At 65.3% G+C, this 20,367-nt stretch carries 14 protein-coding genes and 1 pseudogene; 8 read left to right on the forward strand and 7 right to left on the reverse strand.

Annotation, left to right across the window (positions count from 1 at the left end):
- Position 1: 1 nt before the first annotated feature.
- Positions 2–1,336: pseudogene (locus tag A5744_RS06995) on the forward strand (aspartate aminotransferase family protein); the annotation flags it as partial.
- 47 nt (positions 1,337–1,383) lie between these two features.
- The gene (locus A5744_RS07000) at positions 1,384–4,281 is read left to right on the forward strand and encodes an MMPL family transporter (protein ID WP_076059593.1); all 2,898 of its coding nucleotides are present in this window, start codon (positions 1,384–1,386) and stop codon (positions 4,279–4,281) included.
- Here A5744_RS07000 and A5744_RS07005 read toward each other — a convergent pair.
- Both A5744_RS07005 and A5744_RS07010 read right to left on the reverse strand, forming a co-directional pair.
- On the reverse strand, positions 4,278–5,519 hold the full coding sequence (locus A5744_RS07005; RefSeq protein ID WP_076059595.1) for a hypothetical protein: 1,242 nt from the start codon (positions 5,517–5,519) through the stop codon (positions 4,278–4,280). The two genes, A5744_RS07000 and A5744_RS07005, sit on opposite strands and share 4 nt — an antisense overlap.
- Before the next feature lie 107 nt (positions 5,520–5,626).
- Positions 5,627–5,863 (reverse strand): hypothetical protein, encoded by a 237-nt coding sequence (locus A5744_RS07010; protein ID WP_076059681.1) that lies wholly within the window; start codon positions 5,861–5,863, stop codon positions 5,627–5,629.
- 193 nt (positions 5,864–6,056) lie between these two features.
- On the opposite strand from A5744_RS07010, the gene A5744_RS07015 reads away from it, so the two are divergent.
- The 3 genes from A5744_RS07015 (at position 6,057) to A5744_RS07025 (ending at position 10,763) form a co-directional block, all read left to right on the forward strand.
- On the forward strand, positions 6,057–7,292 hold the full coding sequence (locus A5744_RS07015) for a D-alanyl-D-alanine carboxypeptidase family protein (RefSeq protein ID WP_076059597.1): 1,236 nt from the start codon (positions 6,057–6,059) through the stop codon (positions 7,290–7,292).
- A 133-nt stretch (positions 7,293–7,425) separates the two neighbouring features.
- Positions 7,426–7,863: an MmpS family transport accessory protein gene (locus A5744_RS07020; RefSeq protein ID WP_076059599.1), complete on the forward strand. Its 438-nt coding sequence runs from the start codon at positions 7,426–7,428 to the stop codon at positions 7,861–7,863.
- A complete protein-coding gene (locus A5744_RS07025) occupies positions 7,860–10,763 on the forward strand; it encodes an MMPL family transporter (RefSeq protein ID WP_076059601.1) in 2,904 nt (967 codons plus the stop codon). The genes A5744_RS07020 and A5744_RS07025 overlap by 4 nt, the downstream gene beginning before the upstream one ends.
- Before the next feature lie 8 nt (positions 10,764–10,771).
- On the opposite strand, the gene A5744_RS07030 is transcribed toward A5744_RS07025, so the two are convergent.
- Positions 10,772–12,094: a hypothetical protein gene (locus tag A5744_RS07030; protein ID WP_076059603.1), complete on the reverse strand. Its 1,323-nt coding sequence runs from the start codon at positions 12,092–12,094 to the stop codon at positions 10,772–10,774.
- Positions 12,095–12,216: 122 nt separating this feature from the next.
- Between A5744_RS07030 and A5744_RS07035 the strand changes: the two genes are divergently transcribed.
- Both A5744_RS07035 and nagA read left to right on the forward strand, forming a co-directional pair.
- Positions 12,217–13,599 carry a sugar porter family MFS transporter gene (locus A5744_RS07035; protein ID WP_076059605.1) on the forward strand — a complete coding sequence of 461 codons (1,383 nt, stop codon included), beginning with the start codon at positions 12,217–12,219 and terminating at the stop codon, positions 13,597–13,599.
- Complete coding sequence (gene nagA / locus A5744_RS07040) at positions 13,596–14,708, forward strand: N-acetylglucosamine-6-phosphate deacetylase (RefSeq protein WP_076059607.1); 1,113 nt, start codon at positions 13,596–13,598, stop codon at positions 14,706–14,708. Before A5744_RS07035 ends, nagA begins: the two co-directional genes overlap by 4 nt.
- On the opposite strand, the gene A5744_RS07045 is transcribed toward nagA, so the two are convergent.
- The 3 genes from A5744_RS07045 to trpS form a co-directional block, all read right to left on the reverse strand.
- Positions 14,705–15,976, reverse strand: coding sequence for an EAL domain-containing protein (locus A5744_RS07045; protein WP_083679224.1), 1,272 nt, complete (start codon positions 15,974–15,976; stop codon positions 14,705–14,707). The two genes, nagA and A5744_RS07045, sit on opposite strands and share 4 nt — an antisense overlap.
- Positions 15,977–16,105: 129 nt before the next feature.
- Positions 16,106–17,107 (reverse strand): inner membrane protein YhjD, encoded by a 1,002-nt coding sequence (yhjD, locus tag A5744_RS07050; protein ID WP_076059609.1) that lies wholly within the window; start codon positions 17,105–17,107, stop codon positions 16,106–16,108.
- 4 nt (positions 17,108–17,111) lie between these two features.
- Complete coding sequence (gene trpS / locus A5744_RS07055) at positions 17,112–18,131, reverse strand: tryptophan--tRNA ligase (RefSeq protein ID WP_076059611.1); 1,020 nt, start codon at positions 18,129–18,131, stop codon at positions 17,112–17,114.
- A gap of 162 nt (positions 18,132–18,293) precedes the next feature.
- Between trpS and A5744_RS07060 the strand changes: the two genes are divergently transcribed.
- Positions 18,294–19,094 carry an alpha/beta hydrolase gene (locus A5744_RS07060; protein WP_076059685.1) on the forward strand — a complete coding sequence of 267 codons (801 nt, stop codon included), beginning with the start codon at positions 18,294–18,296 and terminating at the stop codon, positions 19,092–19,094.
- An 11-nt stretch (positions 19,095–19,105) separates the two neighbouring features.
- Here the strand turns inward: A5744_RS07060 and A5744_RS07065 are convergent, their stop codons facing one another.
- The gene (locus tag A5744_RS07065; protein ID WP_076059613.1) at positions 19,106–20,347 is read right to left on the reverse strand and encodes an NADP-dependent isocitrate dehydrogenase; all 1,242 of its coding nucleotides are present in this window, start codon (positions 20,345–20,347) and stop codon (positions 19,106–19,108) included.
- Positions 20,348–20,367: the final 20 nt, after the last annotated feature.

Raw genomic sequence — 20,367 nt, forward strand, 5'->3', positions numbered from 1 at the left:
GATGACCGAACACCTCTGGCTGCATTTCACCCGGCACGGCCCCCACTTCACGCCGCCGACCATCACCCGCGGCGAGGGCGTCACCATCTTCGACGACCGCGGCAAGAGCTACCTCGACGCGCTGTCCGGTCTGTTCACGGTGCAGGTCGGCCACGGCCGCACCGAACTCGCCGAGGTCGCGGCCCGGCAGGCGAGCACCCTGGCGTTCTTCCCGCTGTGGGGCTACGCCACCCCGCCCGCGATCGAGCTCGCCGAGCGGCTCGCGCGCTACGCGCCGGGCGACCTCAACCGGGTGTTCTTCACCACCGGGGGCACCGAGGCCGTCGAGACCGCGTGGAAAGTGGCCAAGCAGTATTTCAAGCTCACCGGCAAACCCGGGAAACACAAGGTGATTTCGCGATCGGTCGCCTATCACGGCACCACCCAGGGTGCGCTGGCGATCACCGGGCTGCCGTTGTACAAGGCGCCGTTCGAGCCGGTGACGCCGGGCGGTTTCCGCGTGCCCAACACCAATTTCTACCGCGCACCCGAGCCGTTCGACACCGACCCGAAAGCCTTCGGGCGCTGGGCCGCCGACCGGATCGCCGAGGCCATCGAGTTCGAGGGGCCGCAGACCGTCGCGGCGGTGTTCCTGGAACCGGTGCAGAATGCCGGCGGCTCCATCACGCCGCCCCCGGGCTATTTCGAACGGGTCCGCGAGATCTGCGACTCCTACGACGTGCTGCTGGTCTCCGACGAGGTGATCTGTGCGTTCGGCCGGATCGGCTCGATGTTCGCCTGCGACGACTTCGGCTACGTGCCCGACATGATCACCTGCGCCAAGGGTATGACGTCGGGCTACTCACCGATCGGCGCGATGATCGCCAGCGAGCGGTTGTTCGAGCCCTTCGACGACGGCAAGACGATGTTTCCGCACGGGTACACGTTCGGCGGGCATCCGGTGTCGGCCGCCGTGGCGCTGGCCAACCTCGACATCTTCGAGCGCGAGGGCCTCAACGATCACGTCAAGGCCAACGCCCCGGCATTGCGCGCCACCCTGGAGAAGCTGTACGACCTGCCCATCGTCGGCGACGTGCGCGGCGAGGGATACTTCTACGGCGTCGAATTGGTCAAGGACCAGGCGACCAAGCAGACCTTCAGCGACGACGAACGCCGAGCGCTGCTGGGCGGCGTCTCGGCGGCGCTGTTCGAGGCCGGGATGTATTGCCGCACCGACGACCGCGGCGATTCCGTCATCCAGCTGGCCCCGCCGCTGATCAGCGGCCAGGCCGAGTTCGACACGATCGAATCCATCCTGCGCACCGTGCTCCGCGAGGCCGGCAAACATAACGATTAGCTGAAATACAAGTCGCGGTTGCCCGTCGCAGGTGTACGTTCTGCGCGATGGGCGCTCTCAGCCGGCCCCCCAAAGCGCCGTTTATGCCGCGGATGATCACCCGCTTTGCGGTGCCGATCGTCCTGTTATGGCTAGGGCTCACAGCCATTCTCAACATTGCCGTCCCGCAGCTGGAAGTCGTCGGAAAAGCACGCTCGGTATCGCTGAGCCCGAAAGACGCGCCCGCGGTTCAGGCAATCAAGCACGTGGGTCAGGTATTCGGCGAGTTTGATTCCAACAGCCGGGTGACAATCGTGCTGGAAGGCGACAAGCCACTCGATGACACTGCGCACCGGTTCTACAACGACCTGATGCACAAGCTGTCGGCGGACACCCGCCACGTCGCGCACATTCAGGACTTCTGGAGTGATCCCCTGACCGCGGGGGGATCGCAAAGCGCGGACGACAAGGCCGCGTACGTCGTGGTGTACCTCGTCGGCAACAACGAAACGCAGGCATACAACTCCGTTCACGCCGTCCGCCACATCGTGAATGGCACACCGGCGCCGCGCGGCGTCAAGGCCTACGTCACCGGACCGTACGCGCTCATCGCCGATCAAACCGAGGCCGGTGACAGGAGCGTCGCCAAGGTCACCCTGATCACCGCTTCGGTGATCGCGGTGATGTTGCTCTTCATCTACCGGTCCTTCGTCACCATGGTTCTCGTCCTGGTCATGGTCGTGATCGACCTGGGGGCAATCCGCGGGACCGTCGCGTTTCTCGCTTACCACAACGTTTTTGGTCTTTCGACGTTCGCCACCAACTTGCTCACCCTGCTGGCCATTGCCGCCAGCACCGACTACACGATCTTCATGCTCGGTCGCTACCACGAGGCCCGCTATGCGGGCGAGGACCGAAAAACCGCCTTCTACACGATGTTTCGCGGGACCGCCCACGTGATTTTGGGCTCGGGCCTGACCATCGCCGGCGCCATGTATTGCCTGAGCCTCGCCCGACTTCCGTATTTCAAGACGCTCGGCGCCCCCTGTGCCATCGGCATGTTGGTTGCCGTCCTCGCCGCGCTCACGCTCGGGCCGGCGGTGCTGGCCGTCGGCAGCATCTTCAAGCTCTTCGACCCCAAGCGACGGCTCAATACCCGGCGCTGGCGCCGAGTGGGCACCGCAATCGTCCGCTGGCCCGGCCCAGTCCTCATCACGACATGTCTGGTTGCGTCAATTGGCCTGCTCGCCTTGCCGACTTACAGGGCGACTTACGACCTACGCAAATTCATGTCCCCTAGCATGCCGTCCAATGTCGGGGACGCGGCCGCAGGCCGACACTTTTCGCAGGCGCGGCTCAACCCCGAGGTGCTGTTGCTCGAATCCGATCACGACATGCGCGATCCGGTGGACACGCTGGTGTTGGACAAGGTCGCGAAGGCTATCTTTCACAGCCCCGGCATCGCGCAGGTGAAATCGATAACCCGGCCGCTGGGAACGTCCATCAAGCACACGTCGATTCCGTTCATCATCAGCATGCAAGGCGTAGTGAACGCCGAAAACATCGGGTTCATGAAGGACCGATTGAACGACATGATGGTCCAGGTACACGCGATGGATGTGTCGATCGAAGCGATGCAGCGCATGTATCAACTCATGGGCGGAGTTGTCGACGACACCGTCGACATGGATCACCTCACCCACGACATGTCGGACATCACCGACTTGATAAGGGACCACCTTGCGGACTTCTCGGATTTCCTTCGCCCGATTGGAAGCTATTTCTACTGGGAGAAACATTGTTTCGATATCCCGGTCTGCTGGGCGATTCGATCGGTATTCGACACGTTCGACAATGTGGACCAGCTGAGCGAGAAGCTGCGATTTCTCACCAAGGATCTGGACGTTCTCATCCGGCTCTTGCCGGAGATGCGAGCGCAGATGCTGCCGATGCTATCGACGATGAAAATCATGCGGGACATGATGCTGGTCTGGCACAGCACACTTGCGTCTCTCGACAACGAGCAAGAGATGAATAGCAAAGATCCCGGCGCCATGGGCCGGGACTTCGACGCCGCCCAGGTCGACGATTCGTTCTATCTGCCCCAATCCGCCTTTGACAACCCGGATTTCAAGCGCGGCCTCAAGATGTTCTTGTCGCCCGACGGCAAGGCGGCCCGCTTCATCATTGCCCTCGAAGGAGAGCCCGACACGCCTGAGGGCATCGCCCGCGTCGAGCCGATCCAGCAGGCGGCACGAGAGGCCATCAAGGGAACTCCGTTGCAGGGCGCCGCGATCTCGATGGGCGGCGTCGCCGCGACGTTCAAGGACCTACAAGAGGGCGCCACCTACGATCTGCTGATCGCCGGAGTGGCTGCGATCAGTCTCATCGTGATCATCATGATGATCGTCACCCGAAGCGTGGTCGCCGCGGCGGTGATCGTCGGGACGGTGCTGCTCTCGCTGGGCTCGTCCTTCGGCCTGTCCGTGCTCGTCTGGCAGGACCTGCTCGGCATCGATCTGTATTGGCTGGTGTTGGCGATGTCGGTGATGCTGCTCTTGGCCGTGGGATCGGACTACAACCTGTTGCTGGTCTCCCGCCTCAAAGAGGAAATCGGTGGCGGCTTGAATACGGGGATCATCCGTGCGATGGCGGGCACCGGAGGGGTGGTCACGGCCGCCGGCATGGTCTTCGCCGTGACCATGTCGCTCTTTATCTTCAGCGATTTGATGATCATCGGTCAGATCGGCACCACCATCGGGTTGGGTTTGCTCTTCGACACGCTGATCGTGCGCTCGTTCATGACGCCGTCCATCGCCGCGTTGCTCGGACGCTGGTTCTGGTGGCCGCAACGGGTGCGCCCACGCCCGGCCAGCCAAATGCTTCGGCCCTACGCGGCCCGTCGCGTGGTGCGTGCCCTTTTGCAGACGCCCGCCGACAAGTCGGCGCAGCCGACCCGGCCCTAGGCGGGCTCCGCCGCGAGGTGCTTCTGCGATGCGGGTGCGCCCAGTGCCGCGACGGCGGCGGCGACGGCCAGGATCAGGACGACGGCGACCGGCCAGATCGTGGCGTGGTTTTGCGCGATGCCGCCGAGGGCGCCTCCCAGCGCCGTCGTTTCGATGGCAAGCAGCATCGAGCAAAACCCGATCAGTATGCCGCGGTGGGGTTCGGCGGCGACCACGCCGATCCACGAAATCGCCGCGGCGAAGACGGCCAGGGCGGCCACCGTCGCCAGCAAGAACACGCTGCCGTAGGCCCAGATGTGAACCCACTGGCCGCACGCCTCGGCCGCGATGGACAGCACGCCGGCGGCGGCGCTGAGCAGCGCACTGCCCAGCAGCATGCCGCGCACGCCGAACAGCTGGTAAACCTTGCGCCACAGCGCGGAACCGATGACAAGCGCGATGCTGGACAGGGCCACCAACACCCGCAAAGTGCCGCTCTCGTGCGCGGTGCGCAGGGCATAGAAGGTGGTGCCCAGCGAAAGCGGGGCGAACAGCAGGCAAGTGATCACATACCGGCGAAACCACGGCTGGGTGCGGGCGACCCCGAAGCCCTGCCGGCAGGTGTCACGCACGGAGATCCTCGGGGCGGTCGACGTGGACCGCGCCGGGCCGACGAACAGCGCCGCGAAGCCGGCGGCGGCCAGGCCGAATGCGCCCAGGCACAAGAGGTCGCGGTGCAACGTGGCCTTGTCACCGGTGGCGAACCCGGGCACCAGGAACAGCGCGGCAACGGTGGCCACCACCGATGCGATGGCCCCCTGGACCATCAGCAGCCTCAGCGCGGACAGCTTGCTGGACGGCATGTCGGGGTAGGCGACATTGGAGACCGCGACGAGGGCTCCGCCCCCGGCGCTCATCAGCAGAAATACCGCCCCGGCAAGCAGGCCACTCCAACGGATCACCGCCCCACACAGGATCAGCGCGGCCGCACTCGCGGCCATCGCCGCCAGCAGCAGGTGCCGCATCTGGCCCACTCGCCGCAGAACCGCGGGAGACACCGAATTTCCCACGATGGAGCCAAGCCCGTACGCCGGAAACAGCAGCGCGGCCAGCCAGGTGAGCCCCAGGTGTGCGCAGATGAACGGCAACACCACCGCGCCATTGCTGAACTGCATCCCGGCGGTGTAGAACGCGCCCTGGGAGGGCAGGCGCGGGAACGGGTTCGTGTGTACGGAGACCCCGTCCAGCGATCCGGCCATGACACCGACAATATGGGCGCTGAGCAGGCAGAACTATCCTCCGATCGGATACCGCCGGACGAATTGCATGTCCCCCGATCGGGGGAACTGCCAGACCAGGCGGCGGCTTAGCCGACGGCGAGGACCCGTTTGACCTCGTACGCGGCCAGCAACACATCCCTGGAATGCGCAGGCGACGGGCTGCTCGCCATCCGCGACTGCGCGTTGCAGAGCCAGGCGAGCGCCGAACGCAGGTCGTCGTTGGTGGTGCTGTCGCGATGCCGCTTCAGGTCGTCCAACACACCGTCGGCCCCGGAGCTGCGAACCTGCGTCCCCTTCTCGACCTGCTTGAGCAACTGTTCCAGCGAGCGCGGCGCGGAATCGTCACCGTCGCGCCGCCCCTTCGACATTCGAGTCCAAAATCGGTTGTTTTGAATGGTGTCAGCGTAGTGCTTCGGCGCCGTCGGCGCTCGCACCGGCGAGTTTGTAACATCTGCCCCATCAGTCACAGCGCGGCTCCCGGGAATTGACCTTCCGATCGCCTAGTCTGCTGAAGCAATGAGCCTGTTACGTTCCGCGTCATGCCTGGCAGCGGCGGTTTTTCTGGCCGCCGCGCCGATCGCTGTGCCGGTTGTTGCCAACGCCGAGCCCAGCCCCGGGCCCAACGCCGGTCCCACCAACTGCCCGTACCAGGTGAACACTCCGCCCGCGGTGGATTCGTCGGAGGTGCCGCAAGCCGGCGACGCGCCGATCCCGTTGGCGGTGCCGCCCAAGCCGGTCGGCGGCGACGCGCTCGGCGGCTGCGGCATCGTCGCCGCGCCGGGCACCCCGCCGCTGCCGAACGACGTCTCCGCCGACGCCTGGCTGGTCGCGGACCTGGACAGCGGCGCCGTCGTCGCGGCCAAGGACCCACACGGCCGTCACCGCCCGGCCAGCATCATCAAGGTGCTCGTAGCGATGGCGTCCCTGAACGCGCTGCCGCTCAACAAGTCCGTCGTCGGCAGCGCCGACGACGCGGCCGCCGAAGGCACCAAAGTCGGTGTGGACGACGGCGGTACCTACACCGTCAACCAATTGCTGCACGGCCTGCTGATGCACTCCGGCAACGACGCCGCGCACGCGCTGTCGATGCAGCTGGGCGGGATGCAGCAGGCGCTGGAGAAGATCAACGTCCTGGCCGCCAAGCTCGGCGGACAGGACACCCGGGTGGTGACGCCGTCGGGACTGGACGGGCCCGGCATGAGCACGTCGGCCTACGACATCGGGTTGTTCTACCGGTATGCGTGGCAGAACCCCACCTTCGCCGACATCGTGGCCACCCGGACGTTCGACTTCCCCGGCCACGGCGACCATCCGGGGTACGAGCTGGAAAACGACAACCAGCTGCTGTTCAAATACCCGGGCGCGTTGGGCGGCAAGACCGGCTACACCGACGACGCCGGGCAGACCTTCGTCGGCGCGGCCAACCACGACGGGCGACGGCTGATGGCGGTGCTGCTGCACGGGACCCGGCAGCCGATCGCCCCGTGGGAGCAGGCCGCGCACCTGCTGGACTACGGGTTCAGCACCCCTACGGGCACCCAGGTCGGCAACCTGATCGAACCCGACCGCTCGCTGATGGCCACCAAGCCGGATGCGGCGGCCGACCGGCAGGCCAATGACGCCCAGGCGGGCGGGATACTGCCGTCGGCAGACGCGCTGCCGGTGCGAGTGGGCGTGGCCGTCATCGGCGCCATCATCGTGTTCGCGTTGATCATGGTCGCGCGCTCAATGAACCGCCGCCCGCAGCACTAGCCGCACATAACAATTCGCTGAAACGCAAGAATGCTGCGGTCCATTAGCGGTAGCGTTTTCGTCGCTAATGCGACGACGCGGCAATGACGCAACAGGCGATATTGCGACCCGGTGGCACAAGGCGAGGGAAAAGATGATTCGGGTTACCAGGTTCGTCAAACGAATGTGGTTATTGCTGGCCGTTCTCGCGGTGGCCAGTGTCGCGGGGTTCGGCATCTATCGTCTGCACGGGATGTTTGGCGTTCACGGACATCCCGTTGTGCGGGTTAAGGCCGATCGAGATATCCCGCCGTACAACCCAAAACGGGTGACCTATGAAATCTTCGGACCTGCCACGTCCGCAAGAATCGCCTATTTGGATCCCGATGCCAGGGTGCAACAACTGGAAAATGCGCCCCTCCCCTGGTCTCAAACGGTGACGACGACGCTGACCGCGATCACAGTCAACCTCGAGGCGCAGAGCAGCGGCGACGTGCTCGGCTGCCGGATCACCGTGAACGGCGCGATTAAGGACGAAAGGTCCGTGACCGGACCGAAGGCCCTGACTTATTGCGAAGTGGCCGGCGGATGAGCGAAACGGAGGCCGCCCCGGAACCCAGCCCACCACGCTTCCCGCGGACGATCCGCCGGCTTGCGGCGCCCATCGTCCTGTTGTGGGTGGTGCTCACGGCCATTCTCAATATCGCTGTCCCGCAACTGGAAGCGGTCGGAAAAGCACACTCGGTCTCCATGAGTCCTAAGGGCGGCGCCTCGATTCAGGCGATAAAACGAATCGGCAAGGTGTTCGGCGAGTTTGATTCCGAGAACGCCGTCACGGTGCTCCTTGAAGGCGACAAACCACTCGCCGATGCCGCGCACCGGTTCTATAACGAGCTGCTGCACAGGCTGTCCGCCGATACCCGCCACGTCGCGCACATCCAGGACTTCTGGAATGACCCACTCACCGCCACGGGATCGCAAAGTGCGGATGACAAGGCCGCGTACGTCGTGGTCTATCTCGCCGGCAAAAGCGAGACCGAGGCGTACAACGCGGTTTTCGCCGTGCGGCATATCGTGGATAGCACCCCGGCGCCGCCGGGGGTCAGGGCCTACGTCACCGGTCCGACGGCGCAGATCGCCGATCAATCGGTTGCCGGCGACAAAAGCATTGGCAGGGTCACGCTGATTACCGGTGTGGTAATCGCGGTGATGTTGCTGTTCATCTACCGATCCGTGGTCACCATGGCCCTGGTCCTGGCCATGGTCGGCATCGAGCTCGGGGCAATTCGCGGGACCGTGGCATTTCTGGCCGCGCACAACGTCTTTGGTCTTTCGACCTTCGCGGTCAACTTGCTCACCCTGTTGGCCATTGCCGCCAGCACGGACTATGCGATCTTCATGCTCGGCCGCTACCACGAGGCGCGCTATGCGGGCGAGGATCGAAAAACCGCTTTCTTCACCATGTTTCACGGAACCGTTCACGTGATTTTGGGCTCGGGCCTGACCATCGCCGGCGCCATGTGTTGCCTCAGCTTTGCCCGACTTCCGTATTTCCACTCGCTCGGAGCTCCCTGTGCTATCGGCATGTTGGTTGCCGTCCTCGCGGCGATCACACTCGGCCCGGCCGTGCTGACCGTCGCCAGCTTCTTCGAGCTGTTCGACCCCAGGCGACGGCTCAACACTCGGCGCTGGCGGCGCGTGGGCACGGCGATCGTCCGCTGGCCGGGCCCCGTGCTCTTCGCGACGTGCCTGATCGCGTCAATCGGCCTGCTGGCATTGCCGACTTACCGGACTACTTACGCGCTGGGCAAATACATGCCGGCCGGTATGCCGTCGAATGTCGGGGATAGGGCCGCGGCCCGCCACTTTTCGCTGGCGCGGCTCAACCCCGAGGTGCTGTTGCTCGAGAGCGATCACGACATGCGCACGTCGGTTGACATGCTGGTGTTGGACAAGGTGGCCAAGACGATATTTCACAGCCCCGGAATCGCACAGGTGAAATCGATAACCAGGCCGCTGGGAACGTCCATCAAGCACACGTCGATCCCATTCCTCATCAGCATGCAAGGCGTCACGAACGCCGAAAACATGGGGTTCATGAAGGACCGATTGGACGACATGCTGGTCCAGGTGCAGGCCATGGATGTATCGATCGAAACCATGCATCGCATGTACGACATCATGGGCAAGATCATCGACAACACGGCCGACATGGACAGCCTGACCCATGACATGTCGAATATCACGGATACAATTCGCGATCACCTCGCGGACCTCTCGGATTTCCTTCGCCCGATCGGTAGCTATTTCTATTGGGAGAAACATTGTTTCGATATCCCGGCTTGCTGGGCGATCCGAGCAGTATTCGACACGTTCGACAACGTGGACCAGCTCAGCGAGAAGCTGACATTCCTCGCCAAGGATCTGGATATCCTCGTGAAGCTTTTGCCGGAGATGCGCGCGCAGATGCTGCCGATGCTGTCGACGATGACGATCATGCGAGACATGATGGTCGTCTGGCACGGCACGCTTTTGTCGTTCTACAAACAGCAAGAGATGAATACCAAAGACCCCGGCGCCATGGGTCGGGTGTTTGACGCCGCCCAGGTCGACGATTCGTTCTATCTGCCCCAATCCGCCCTTGACAACCCGGATTTCAGGCGCGGCCTCAAGATGTTCTTGTCGCCCGACGGCAAGGCGGCCCGCTTCATCATCGCCCTCGAAGGAGATCCCGACTCGCCTGCCGGCATCGCCCGCGTCGAGCCGATCCAGCAGGCGGCACGAGAGGCCATCAAGGGAACTCCGTTGCAGGGCGCCGCGATCTCGATGGGCGGCGTCGCCGCGACGTTCAAGGACCTACAAGAGGGCGCCACCTACGATCTGCTGATCGCCGGAGTGGCTGCGATCAGTCTCATCGTGATCATCATGATGATCGTCACCCGAAGCGTGGTCGCCGCGGCGGTGATCGTCGGGACGGTGCTGCTCTCGCTGGGCTCGTCCTTCGGCCTGTCCGTGCTGGTCTGGCAGGACTTGCTCCACGTCGATTTGTATTGGCTGGTAATGGCGATGTCGGTGATCCTGCTGTTGGCGGTGGGATCGGACTACAACCTGTTGTTGATCTCCCGGCTCAAGGAGGAAGTCAATTCGGGTTTGAACACGGGGATCATCCGCGCGATGGCCGGTACCGGAGGGGTGGTCACGGCCGCCGGGATGGTGTTCGCCGTCACGATGTCGCTCTTTATCTTCAGCGATTTGCGGATCATCGGACAGATCGGCACCACCATCGGATTGGGCTTGCTCTTCGACACGCTCATCGTGCGTTCGTTCATGACGCCGTCCATCGCCGCGTTGCTCGGACGCTGGTTCTGGTGGCCGCAACGGGTGCGCCCGCGCCCGGCCAGCCAAATGCTTCGGCCCTACGCGGCCCGTCGTCTGGTGCGGGCGCTGTTGCAGACGCCCGCCGACAAGTCGCCGGAACGGCCCCTGACCTAGGCCCGGACCTAGGCGGCCTGAAGGCTCACCGACGGCGCGACCCTCGCGATGGAGCGAGGCGCGAACGCCGCCGTGCGCTCGCGATCGGCGGGTGCCGGTCGGGTCTCCGACTTGGGTGCTCCCAGCGCCGCAATGGCGGCGGCGACGGCCAGGACCAGCACCACGACGTCCGGCCAGATCGCGGTGTGGTTCTGCGCGATGCTGCCGAGCACAAATGCGAGCGCCATGGCCTCGATAGCAACCAGCGTCGAGCTGAACGCGATCAGTGTCCCGCGGTGCGACTCGTCGGCCACCGCGCTGAGCCACGAAATCGCGGCGGCGAAGACAGCCTGGCCGGCCACCGTCGCCAGCAGGAACACCGTGCCGTACGCCCAGATGTGGAACCACTGGCCGCACGACTCGGCAACCACGGTGAGCGTGGCGGCGGCGATGCTGAGCAGGGCACTGCCCAGCATCATGCCGCGCACTCCGAAGAGCCGGAAAACCTTGCGCCATAGCGGCGACCCGAAAACCAATCCGATGCTCGACAGGATCACCAACACATGCAAGCTGCTGTTGTGGTGGGCGGTGCGCAGCGCATAGAACGTGGTGCCAAGGGTGACCGGAGCGAACAACAGGCACGCGGTCACATACCGGCGAAACCATGGCTGGGAGCGCGCGACCGCGAAGCCCTGCCGGTAGGTCTGCCGCGCGGACATCCGGGTGGTGTTCGAGACGGACCGCACCGGGCCGACGGACAGCGCCGCGATGGCCGAGACGACCAGTCCGGCTGCGCCCAGCCACAGCAGATCGCGGCGATACATCATCTCGTCGCCGTGGGCCAGTACCGGAACGACGAACAACGTGACCACGGTGGCCAGCACCGACCCGGTGGCACCCTGGAACAGCAACAGCTCGCCACGCCCCGCCGCGGATAGCTTGCTGGAGATCAGGTCGGGGTACGCGACACCGGCGATCCCGAGGAGGACTCCGGCTGCCCCGCAGGTCAATAGAAACACCGGCGCGGCGAGACCGCCGTTCCAAGGAACGAACGCGTCGCACAAGATCAGTGCGGCCACGCTCGCCACCAACGCGGCCAGCAGCCGGTGCCGCATCAGACCCACCCGCTGCAGCACCACCGGAGACACCGAGTTCCCGACGATATCGCCCAGGCTGTAGGCCGGAAAGAGCAGCGCGGCCACCCAGCTGAGACCCTGGTGCGCGCAGACGAACGCCAGCACTACGCTGCCGTTGCTGAGTTGCATGCCTGCGTTGTAGAAGGTGCCCTGGGAAAGCAGGCGACCGAACACGCGCGGCTGTGCCGGGGCGGAGGGCACCAGGGCTGCGGGCATGCAGACAAATTTATGGTGGCTGAGCTCACAGAAGTATCCGCCGATCGGGCAGCGCGGGTGGAATTCGCGTGTCCCCCGATGGGGGGACAAGGCCGCGATGCCGCAACATTAGACTCACCGAAATGACTCAAGCCCGCCCATCGCGGCGGGGCCTGCGGGTTGGGCTCACCGCGGCCAGCCTCGGCATCATCTTCGGATACGACCTGTCGATCATCGCCGCCGCGCAACTGTTCATCACCGAGGACTTCGGACTCACGACCCGGCAACAAGAACTCCTGACGACGATGGTGGTGATCGGCCAGATCGCCGGGGCGCTCGGCGGCGGAGTACTGGCCAACGCGATCGGTCGCAAGAGGTCGATGATCCTGATCGCCGCCGGCTACACGGTGTTCGCGCTTGTCGGTGCGCTCTCCGTCTCGCTACCGATGCTGTTGGCGGCGCGATTCGTGCTGGGTCTGACCATCGGCGTGATGGTGGTGGTCGTCCCTGTATACATCGCGGAATCGGCCCCGGCGGCGGTGCGTGGCGCGCTGCTGACGGCCTATCAACTGGCCATCGTCAGCGCGCTGATCATCGGCTACCTGACCGGTTACCTGCTGGCCGGCACCCACAGCTGGCGGTGGATGCTGGGCCTCGCCGCCGTCCCCGCGGTGCTCCTCCTGCCGCTGCTGGCTCGGCTGCCCGACACCGCTCGGTGGTATCTGCTGAAGGGCCGGGCCGATGACGCCCGCCGAGCGCTGCTGGGCGTGGAGGCCAGCGCACAGGCCGACGACGAACTCGCCGAAATTGCCACTGCCATAAGGGAAGAAAGTGGCGGGGGGCTGCGCGAAATGCTGTTGGAGATGCTTCGCAGGCCCTATCTGCGGGCGACCACCTTCGTGGTCACGCTCGGTTTCCTGATCCAGATCACCGGGATCAACGCGATCATCTACTACAGCCCCCGGATATTCGAAGCCATGGGCTTCACCGGAAATTTCGCGCTGCTGGCCCTGCCCGCACTGGTTCAGGTCGCCGGCTTGGCGGCGGTGTGCACCGCGCTGCTCCTGGTCGACCGGGTGGGGCGCCGCCCAATCCTGTTGTCCGGCATCGCGATGATGATCGTCGCCGACGTCGTCCTGATCGCCGTGTTCGCCCAGGGCCATCTCGGCGGCGCCGGATTGTTTTTCGGGTTCGCCGGCGTGCTGTTGTTCATCATCGGCTACACCCTGGGATTCGGCTCTCTTGGCTGGGTGTACGCGAGTGAAAGTTTCCCGTCCCGGCTACGGTCCATCGGTTCGAGCGCGATGCTCACCTCCAACCTGGTCGCCAACGCGATCGTCGCCGCCGTCTTTCTGACGATGCTGCACTCCCTCGGCGGCGCGGGGACCTTCGCGGTGTTCGCGGCCCTCGCGGTGGCCGCCTTCGGCTTCGTTCACCGGTTCGCTCCCGAGACCAAGGGACGCCAACTCGAGGAGATAAGTCACTTCTGGGAAAACGGTGGCCGTTGGGAAAACACGGGCCCATGATCAGCGCGGGCACCGTAATACTCGACGATAAGGTGTGCCGGCCGGGATGGCTCGAGACGTCGGGCGCGCAGATCGTCGCCTGCGGTGCCGGTGAGCCGGCCCGGGCCGCGGACCACGATTTTCCCGATTGCGTTGTGGTGCCTGGCTTTATCGACATGCACGTGCACGGTGGCGGCGGGGCTTCCTACTTGCAGGCCGGGCAAATCGCCAAGGCCGCCGGGTTCCACCGGGTGCACGGCACGACGACGACGCTGGCCAGCCTGGTCACCGCCCCGCCCGCGGAGCTGATCGCCGGCGTGCGGGCACTGGCCGACGCGACCCGGCAGGGCATCGTCGCGGGCATCCACCTGGAGGGGCCGTGGCTGAGTGCGGCTCGTTGCGGAGCGCACGACCCCGCCCAGATGCGCGACCCCGAACCCGCCGAGATCGACGCCGTGCTCGCCGCGGGCGCCGGAACGATCCGCATGGTCACGCTGGCGCCGGAGCGGGCCGGCAGCGACGACGCGATCCGACGCTTCCTGGACGCGGATGTGGTTGTCGCCGTGGGCCATACGGACGCGACCTACGAGCAGACCAACCGCGCGCTCGCCCTGGGCGCCACCGTCGGCACGCATCTGTTCAACGCGATGCCGCCGCTGCACCATCGCGAGCCCGGGCCGGCCCTCGCGCTGCTGCAGGACCCAGGGGTCACTTTGGAGCTCATCGCCGACGGCGTGCACGTCCACCCCGCGATGATGCGCGCGGTGATCGGGACGGCCGGACCCGACCGGGTCGCGGTGATTACCGACGCGATCGCCGCGGCCGGATGCGACGACGGGGCGTTTCGGCTCGGCCCGGTGCCGATCGACGTCGCCTCGGGCGTGGCGCGGGTGCGCGGAACCTCGACGATCGCCGGCAGCACCGCCACGATGGATGAGCTCTTCCGCACCGTGGCCGCCGACGCGGGATTGGCCGCCGCGGTCCAGATGACTTCGGCGACGCCCGCCCGGGCGCTCGGGCTGGACGGTATGGGCCGTTTGCAACCCGGATACGACGCCAATCTTGTTGTGCTGAACGGCACTTTGGAAGTGACCGCCGTCATGGTCCGTGGCGACTGGTGTCACATCTAGGGTTGAGGTCGCCCCAGGTGAAGGCCTTGGCCGTATTCGACACCGAGACGAATTAGCGTCTGGAGCTGGCCGGGTGTCTCCACAGCTTCGGCCACCAATTTCGCGTGCAGCTCGGATGCCAGCGAGCTCAATGCGGTCGCCAACGCACGTTTGACGGGATCGTCGTCGATGCCGGCAATCAACGCCCCGTCGATCTTGATGATGTCCGGGCGTAGCCGCAGCAGTTGGGCGAAGCTGGCATATCCGGCGCCGGCATCGTCGACGGCCACGCGTATGCCGCGATCACGAAGAGGCTTCAGACCGGGGCCGAGGTCATCGGGAAACGGTTCGTGCTCGGTGATTTCCACGATCAACGCCCGGTCGTGGGCCGCCAGCACGTCTTGAATCGCCGGCTCCAGCACGGCGCTCGGGCTCAGGTTGGCTGCGACTGGACAATCGCCCGGGATGCGGCCAGCAGCATTCAGGACGGTGCATAGCGCGGCGTGTTCTAATTCGATGCCCCGGCCCAGGCGCCGCGCGACGCTGAACCCTTGGGTCGGGGTCAGCTCTGACCATGCGGGAAAACGTATCAACCCTTCGTAGGCGGTCGTCGTGCCGCTTGCCAGATGGACGATGGGTTGGAAGACCGCGCCGAGAGCGTTCGGCTGTGCCAGCAGTGCGTCCAGTCGCTTTTGCAGCCCCTCGGTCTCCGCCGCTTCGGGCAACATCACCGAGGCGATGAACCGCTCGGTGAGCGCACGCTGCCCGCGATCGTCGCTGTCCCTCATTACCTGGGTGAGCAGCGTTGACAGCTGTGACTGGGCACCGATCACGGCGGAAACGAACGCACTGATGGCGAGCAGCGCGTCGACATCTGCGTCAGTGAACGCACTGGGGGCCCTCGCGGCCAGCAGCAGTGTACCGATGGGGTCGTCGTTGTACATCAGGGGAATCGCCGCCCACGACCGAGTGCCCCAGTGCCTGTTCATCGCACGGACGCGTGGCGAGAGTCGTCGGTCTGCGCAGGCGTCGTTTATCAGCTCGGGGTGTTTCTCCCGCGCCGCGAGGCCCTGAATACTGCCCTCTTTTGGCACCACGAAACCCGGCGTCGTCGCTAGCGCGCCGTGTCCGGAAACGGTCACGTACGCGTTATCGGAGGCACGGAGTAGCGTGACGGCGGCCCCGTCGGCTTTCTGCATAAACGCACAAGCCTGCTCGGCAACGCGCCTCATCAAAGACACTGGATCCATCGACGCGGCCAGTGCCTGAGCCAGGCTCTCCACATTCACCCTCGATCCCAGCGGTGTGGGCAGCTCGCGAGGTTACGATACCCACCGTGTGCCCCGACACGGGCGAAATTCGAGGAGCGGGATCCGCGAGCGGCACCGCCGATCGTGAAATTGGCGGCCGATGCGGGGCTACCGCAGCCAGCGGGTCAGGCGGGAAAAGGCCAGCGCGCCAACGGCTCCCGCGGCCATCGCGGCCAGGGTCTGACGCGCGCTGGGCCCCTCGTGCAGCTGTACCCGCGGGGCGATGATCGCGGGCGCCGGCGGCTCGACGGGCTTGCCGCGCGGATCGGTGGACGCGGTGGCGGCCCATGCGGCGGCGAACAGCACGAGAAAGCCGGTGATGTAGGCGAACACCATCAGGCCCAACACCGGCCCGAACACGGCGCCCGCCGGGCTGCGCAGCACGGTCTGCAAGTAGATCGATCCCACCTGCTTGAAGAGCTCGAAGCCGATCGCAGCCAGCAACCCGCCCCGCACCGAGGCGGCCAGGCTGACCTTTTCACGCGGCAGCCGGGCGATCATCCAGGTGAACAGCAGCCAGGAAACCAGCCAGGACACCACCAGCGAAACGATCCTGAAGATGAGGTCGAACACCGAAAAGTCGGGTATCCCAAGCCACCTCAACACGGCCGACATCGGGCGGGCGTGGCCGAGCGCGCTCAACGCGACAGTGGCCATCAGCACCAAGAACGTGGCGAACATCGCCAACAGGTCGGACAGCTTGTTGCGCACGAAACCCGGCGAGTCGATGCGTCGGTCCCACCACATCTCGGTCAGTGCCTGCCGCAGGTGTGACATCCAGCCCAGGCCGGCCCAGGCCGCGGTCGCCAAACCGATCACACCGACGGACGCCCGCGCGTCGATCGCCGAATTCATCAACTGGACCAGCTGCTGACCCAGCGATCCGGGCACCGAGGCGTGGATATGGTTCTGGATCGTGTCCAGCAGCTGGGGTCGGCGGGATAGGGTGAATCCGACGATCGCGAAACCCACCATCAGCAAGGGAAATAACGCGAAGATCGTGTAGTAGCTCAAGCCCGCCGCGAAGAAGCTGCCGTTGCGGTCGTCGAAGCGCTCATAGGCGCGCATCACGTGGTCGAGCCATCCGAACCGGGCCCGCAGCCGATCCATGAATCTACTTCCGTTGGAGGAGGAACCCCAGCCGATCGTAAACCCGCTGTACCGTTTTCCCGGCCACATCCTGGGCGCGCTCCGCGCCGGCGGCCAGCACGGCCTCCAATTCGGTGCGATCGGCGAGCAATTCGTCGACCCGCGTCTTGATCGGTCTGACGAACTCGACGACGGCGTCGGCCGTGTCCTTCTTCAGATCGCCGTAACCGCGCCCGGCGTAGCCCTCGACGAGCTTGTCGATGTCGACACCCGTGACCGCCGATTGGATGGTCAGCAGGTTCGACACGCCCGCCTTCGCCTCGGTGTCGTAACGGATTTCGCGTTCGCTGTCGGTCACGGCCGAGCGAATCTTCTTGGCGGACAAGGCCGGATCGTCCAGCAGGTTGATCAACCCGGCATCGGTGGCCGCCGACTTGCTCATCTTCGACGTCGGGTCGCCCAGGTCGTAGATCTTCGCGGTGGCCTTGGGGATGAGCACGTCGGGAACCACGAAGGTGTCCGGGAAGCGGGCGTTGAATCGCTGCGCGACGTCGCGCGCCAACTCGAGGTGTTGGCGCTGGTCCTCGCCGACGGGCACCAGGTCGGTGTCGTAGGCCAGCACGTCGGCGGCCTGCAGGACGGGGTAGGTGAACAACCCGACTGTTGTGGAGTCGCTGCCCTGGCGCAGCGACTTGTCCTTGAACTGCGTCATTCGCGACGCCTGCCCGAAGCCGGTGAAGCAGCCCAGCACCCATGCCAACTGCGTGTGGGCGGGCACCTGGCTCTGCACGAAAACGGTGCTGCGCGCCGGATCGATGCCCAGCGCCAGGTACTGCGCGGCGGTCACCAGAGTCCGGCGTCGCAGCGCCTCGGGATCCTGCGGGACGGTGATGGCATGCAGGTCGACGACGCAGAAGAACGAGTCGTGGTCGTCCTGCAGCGCGACCCATTGGGTGACGGCGCCCAAAGCGTTGCCGAGGTGAAGCGAATCGGACGTGGGCTGCACGCCCGAAAAGATGCGGCTGGGTCCGGTAGCGGTGCTCATGATGCCCCCGATCTTTTCACGCCCCGATCTTCGTGCGGGCCCACGGCCGTTCGAACACCGCCCGTTGGTTGCGGTACCGGCGGTATCACCTTTAGGGTCGGCAACATGACGACTCGCCCGCCGACGCACCTCGGCCCCAGGGATGGTTCGACAGAGCCGGTCCTGCTGCTGCACGGGTTCCTGATGTCGCAGACCGTGTGGGACGGGGTGGCGCCGCGGCTGGCCGACACCGGCCGCTACGAGGTGTTCGCCCCGACCATGGCCGGGCACAACGGCGGACCGTACGCGGGCACCTGGCTGCTGAGCTCGTCGGTGCTGGCCGACCACGTCGAGCGGCAGCTCGACGAGCTCGGCTGGGACAACGCCCACATGGTGGGCAACTCGCTGGGCGCCTGGGTCGCGTTCGAACTCGAGCGGCGCGGGCGAGCCCGCAGCGTGACCGGCATCGGCGCCGCGGGCGGCTGGACCCGCTGGAGCCCGGTCAAATTCGAGGTGATCAGCAAGTTCCTGTCGGGCATGCCGTTGCTGGTCCTGGCGCGATTGCTCGGTCAACGGACCCTGCAGCTGCCGTTCAGCCGCCGGCTGGCGACCCTGCCGCTGAGCGCGTCGCCGGACGGGGTCAGCGAACGCGAACTGTCCGGCGTCATCGACGACGCCGCGCACTGTCCGGCCTACTTCCAGCTGCTCGTCAAGTCGCTGCTGCAGCCGGGCCTGCTCGAGTTGGCCGAGACCGCGGTGCCCGTCCAGCTGGTGCAGTGCGAGAAGGACCGCGTTGTTCCGCCGCGCAGATTCAGCCGGCATTTCACCGATCACCTGCCCGCGGGAACGAAGATCACCAAGCTCGACGGCGTCGGACACGTTCCGATGTTCGAGGCGCCCGAGCGGGTCACCCAGGTCATCTCCGAATTCATCGACGAGTGCAGCCGGCCGCTGCGGGCGGCCGAAAACCCGCCGGCCAGTTAGTTAGTCGGCCCCTAACCGGCTAGAGCCTTTTCCAGGTTCTCGGCGATCGAGTTGAGGAATTCCTCGCTGTTCTGCCACTCCTGGTCAGGGCCGATGAGGATGGCGAGGTCCTTGGTCATCTTGCCGCCCTCGACGGTGCCGATGACGACCTCCTCCAGCTTCTGGGCGAACTCGATCACCTCAGGCGTGTCGTCAAGCTTCCCGCGGTGCTGCAGCCCGCGCGTCCAGGCGAAGATCGAGGCGATCGGGTTGGTCGACGTCGGCTTGCCGGCCTGGTACTGGCGGAAATGCCTGGTGACGGTGCCGTGTGCGGCTTCCGCTTCGACCGTCTTGCCGTCCGCGGTCATCAGCACCGACGTCATCAACCCCAGCGACCCGTAGCCCTGCGCGACGGTGTCCGACTGGACGTCGCCGTCGTAGTTCTTGCAGGCCCACACGTAGCCGCCCTCCCACTTGAGGCAGGCCGCCACCATGTCGTCGATCAGCCGGTGCTCGTAGGTCAGCCCTTCGGCCTCGAACTTGTCCTTGAATTCGGTTTCGTAAATGCGCTGGAACTCGTCTTTGAACATGCCGTCGTAGGCCTTGAGGATGGTGTTCTTCGTCGACAGGTACACCGGCCATTTGGCGTTCAGGCCGTACGCGAAGGACGCCCGGGCGAAATCGCGGATGGATTCCTTGAAGTTGTACATCCCCATCACGACACCGCCGTCCTCGGGGATGGACACCATCTCGTGCACCATCGGCTCGCTGCCGTCGGCGGGCGTGAAAGTCAACGTCACGGTTCCCGGCTGGTCGACCTTGAAGTTGGTCGCCCGGTACTGATCACCGAAAGCGTGACGGCCGATGACAATTGGCTTGGTCCAGCCCGGAACCAGCCGCGGGACATTGGAGATCACGATCGGCTCGCGGAAAATGGTGCCGCCCAAGATGTTTCGGATCGTCCCGTTGGGCGACAGCCACATCTTCTTCAGGTTGAACTCCTGGACGCGCGCCTCGTCGGGGGTGATAGTCGCGCACTTGACGCCCACGCCGTGCTTCTTGATGGCGTAGGCCGCGTCGATCGTCACCTGGTCGTCGGTGCGGTCGCGGTGCTCCATGCCCAGGTCGTAGTAGTCCAGGTTGATGTCGAGATGGGGCAGGATCAGCATGTCCTTGATGAGCTTCCAGATGACGCGGGTCATCTCGTCGCCGTCGAGCTCGACTACCGGGCCCTTGACCTTGATCTTGGATTCGGTTTTGGATTCGCCTGCCATATCGAGTTCGACTTTCCTCT

Source organism: Mycobacterium sp. IS-1264 (assembly GCF_001954195.1).
GTDB lineage: Bacteria > Actinomycetota > Actinomycetes > Mycobacteriales > Mycobacteriaceae > Mycobacterium.

Excerpts from the sequence above, each read along its gene's own strand:
- A5744_RS07005 (WP_076059595.1), bottom strand. The coding sequence starts at position 5,519 with ATGGCCGGATCGCTGGACGGGGTCTCCGTACACACGAACCCGTTCCCG.
- A5744_RS07015 (WP_076059597.1), top strand. The coding sequence starts at position 6,057 with ATGAGCCTGTTACGTTCCGCGTCATGCCTGGCAGCGGCGGTTTTTCTG.
- A5744_RS07065 (WP_076059613.1), bottom strand. The coding sequence starts at position 20,347 with ATGGCAGGCGAATCCAAAACCGAATCCAAGATCAAGGTCAAGGGCCCG.
- A5744_RS07030 (WP_076059603.1), bottom strand. The coding sequence starts at position 12,094 with ATGCCCGCAGCCCTGGTGCCCTCCGCCCCGGCACAGCCGCGCGTGTTC.
- nagA (WP_076059607.1), top strand. The coding sequence starts at position 13,596 with ATGATCAGCGCGGGCACCGTAATACTCGACGATAAGGTGTGCCGGCCG.
- A5744_RS07025 (WP_076059601.1), top strand. The coding sequence starts at position 7,860 with ATGAGCGAAACGGAGGCCGCCCCGGAACCCAGCCCACCACGCTTCCCG.
- yhjD (WP_076059609.1), bottom strand. The coding sequence starts at position 17,107 with ATGGATCGGCTGCGGGCCCGGTTCGGATGGCTCGACCACGTGATGCGC.
- A5744_RS07000 (WP_076059593.1), top strand. The coding sequence starts at position 1,384 with ATGGGCGCTCTCAGCCGGCCCCCCAAAGCGCCGTTTATGCCGCGGATG.
- A5744_RS07020 (WP_076059599.1), top strand. The coding sequence starts at position 7,426 with ATGATTCGGGTTACCAGGTTCGTCAAACGAATGTGGTTATTGCTGGCC.
- trpS (WP_076059611.1), bottom strand. The coding sequence starts at position 18,131 with ATGAGCACCGCTACCGGACCCAGCCGCATCTTTTCGGGCGTGCAGCCC.
- A5744_RS07035 (WP_076059605.1), top strand. The coding sequence starts at position 12,217 with ATGACTCAAGCCCGCCCATCGCGGCGGGGCCTGCGGGTTGGGCTCACC.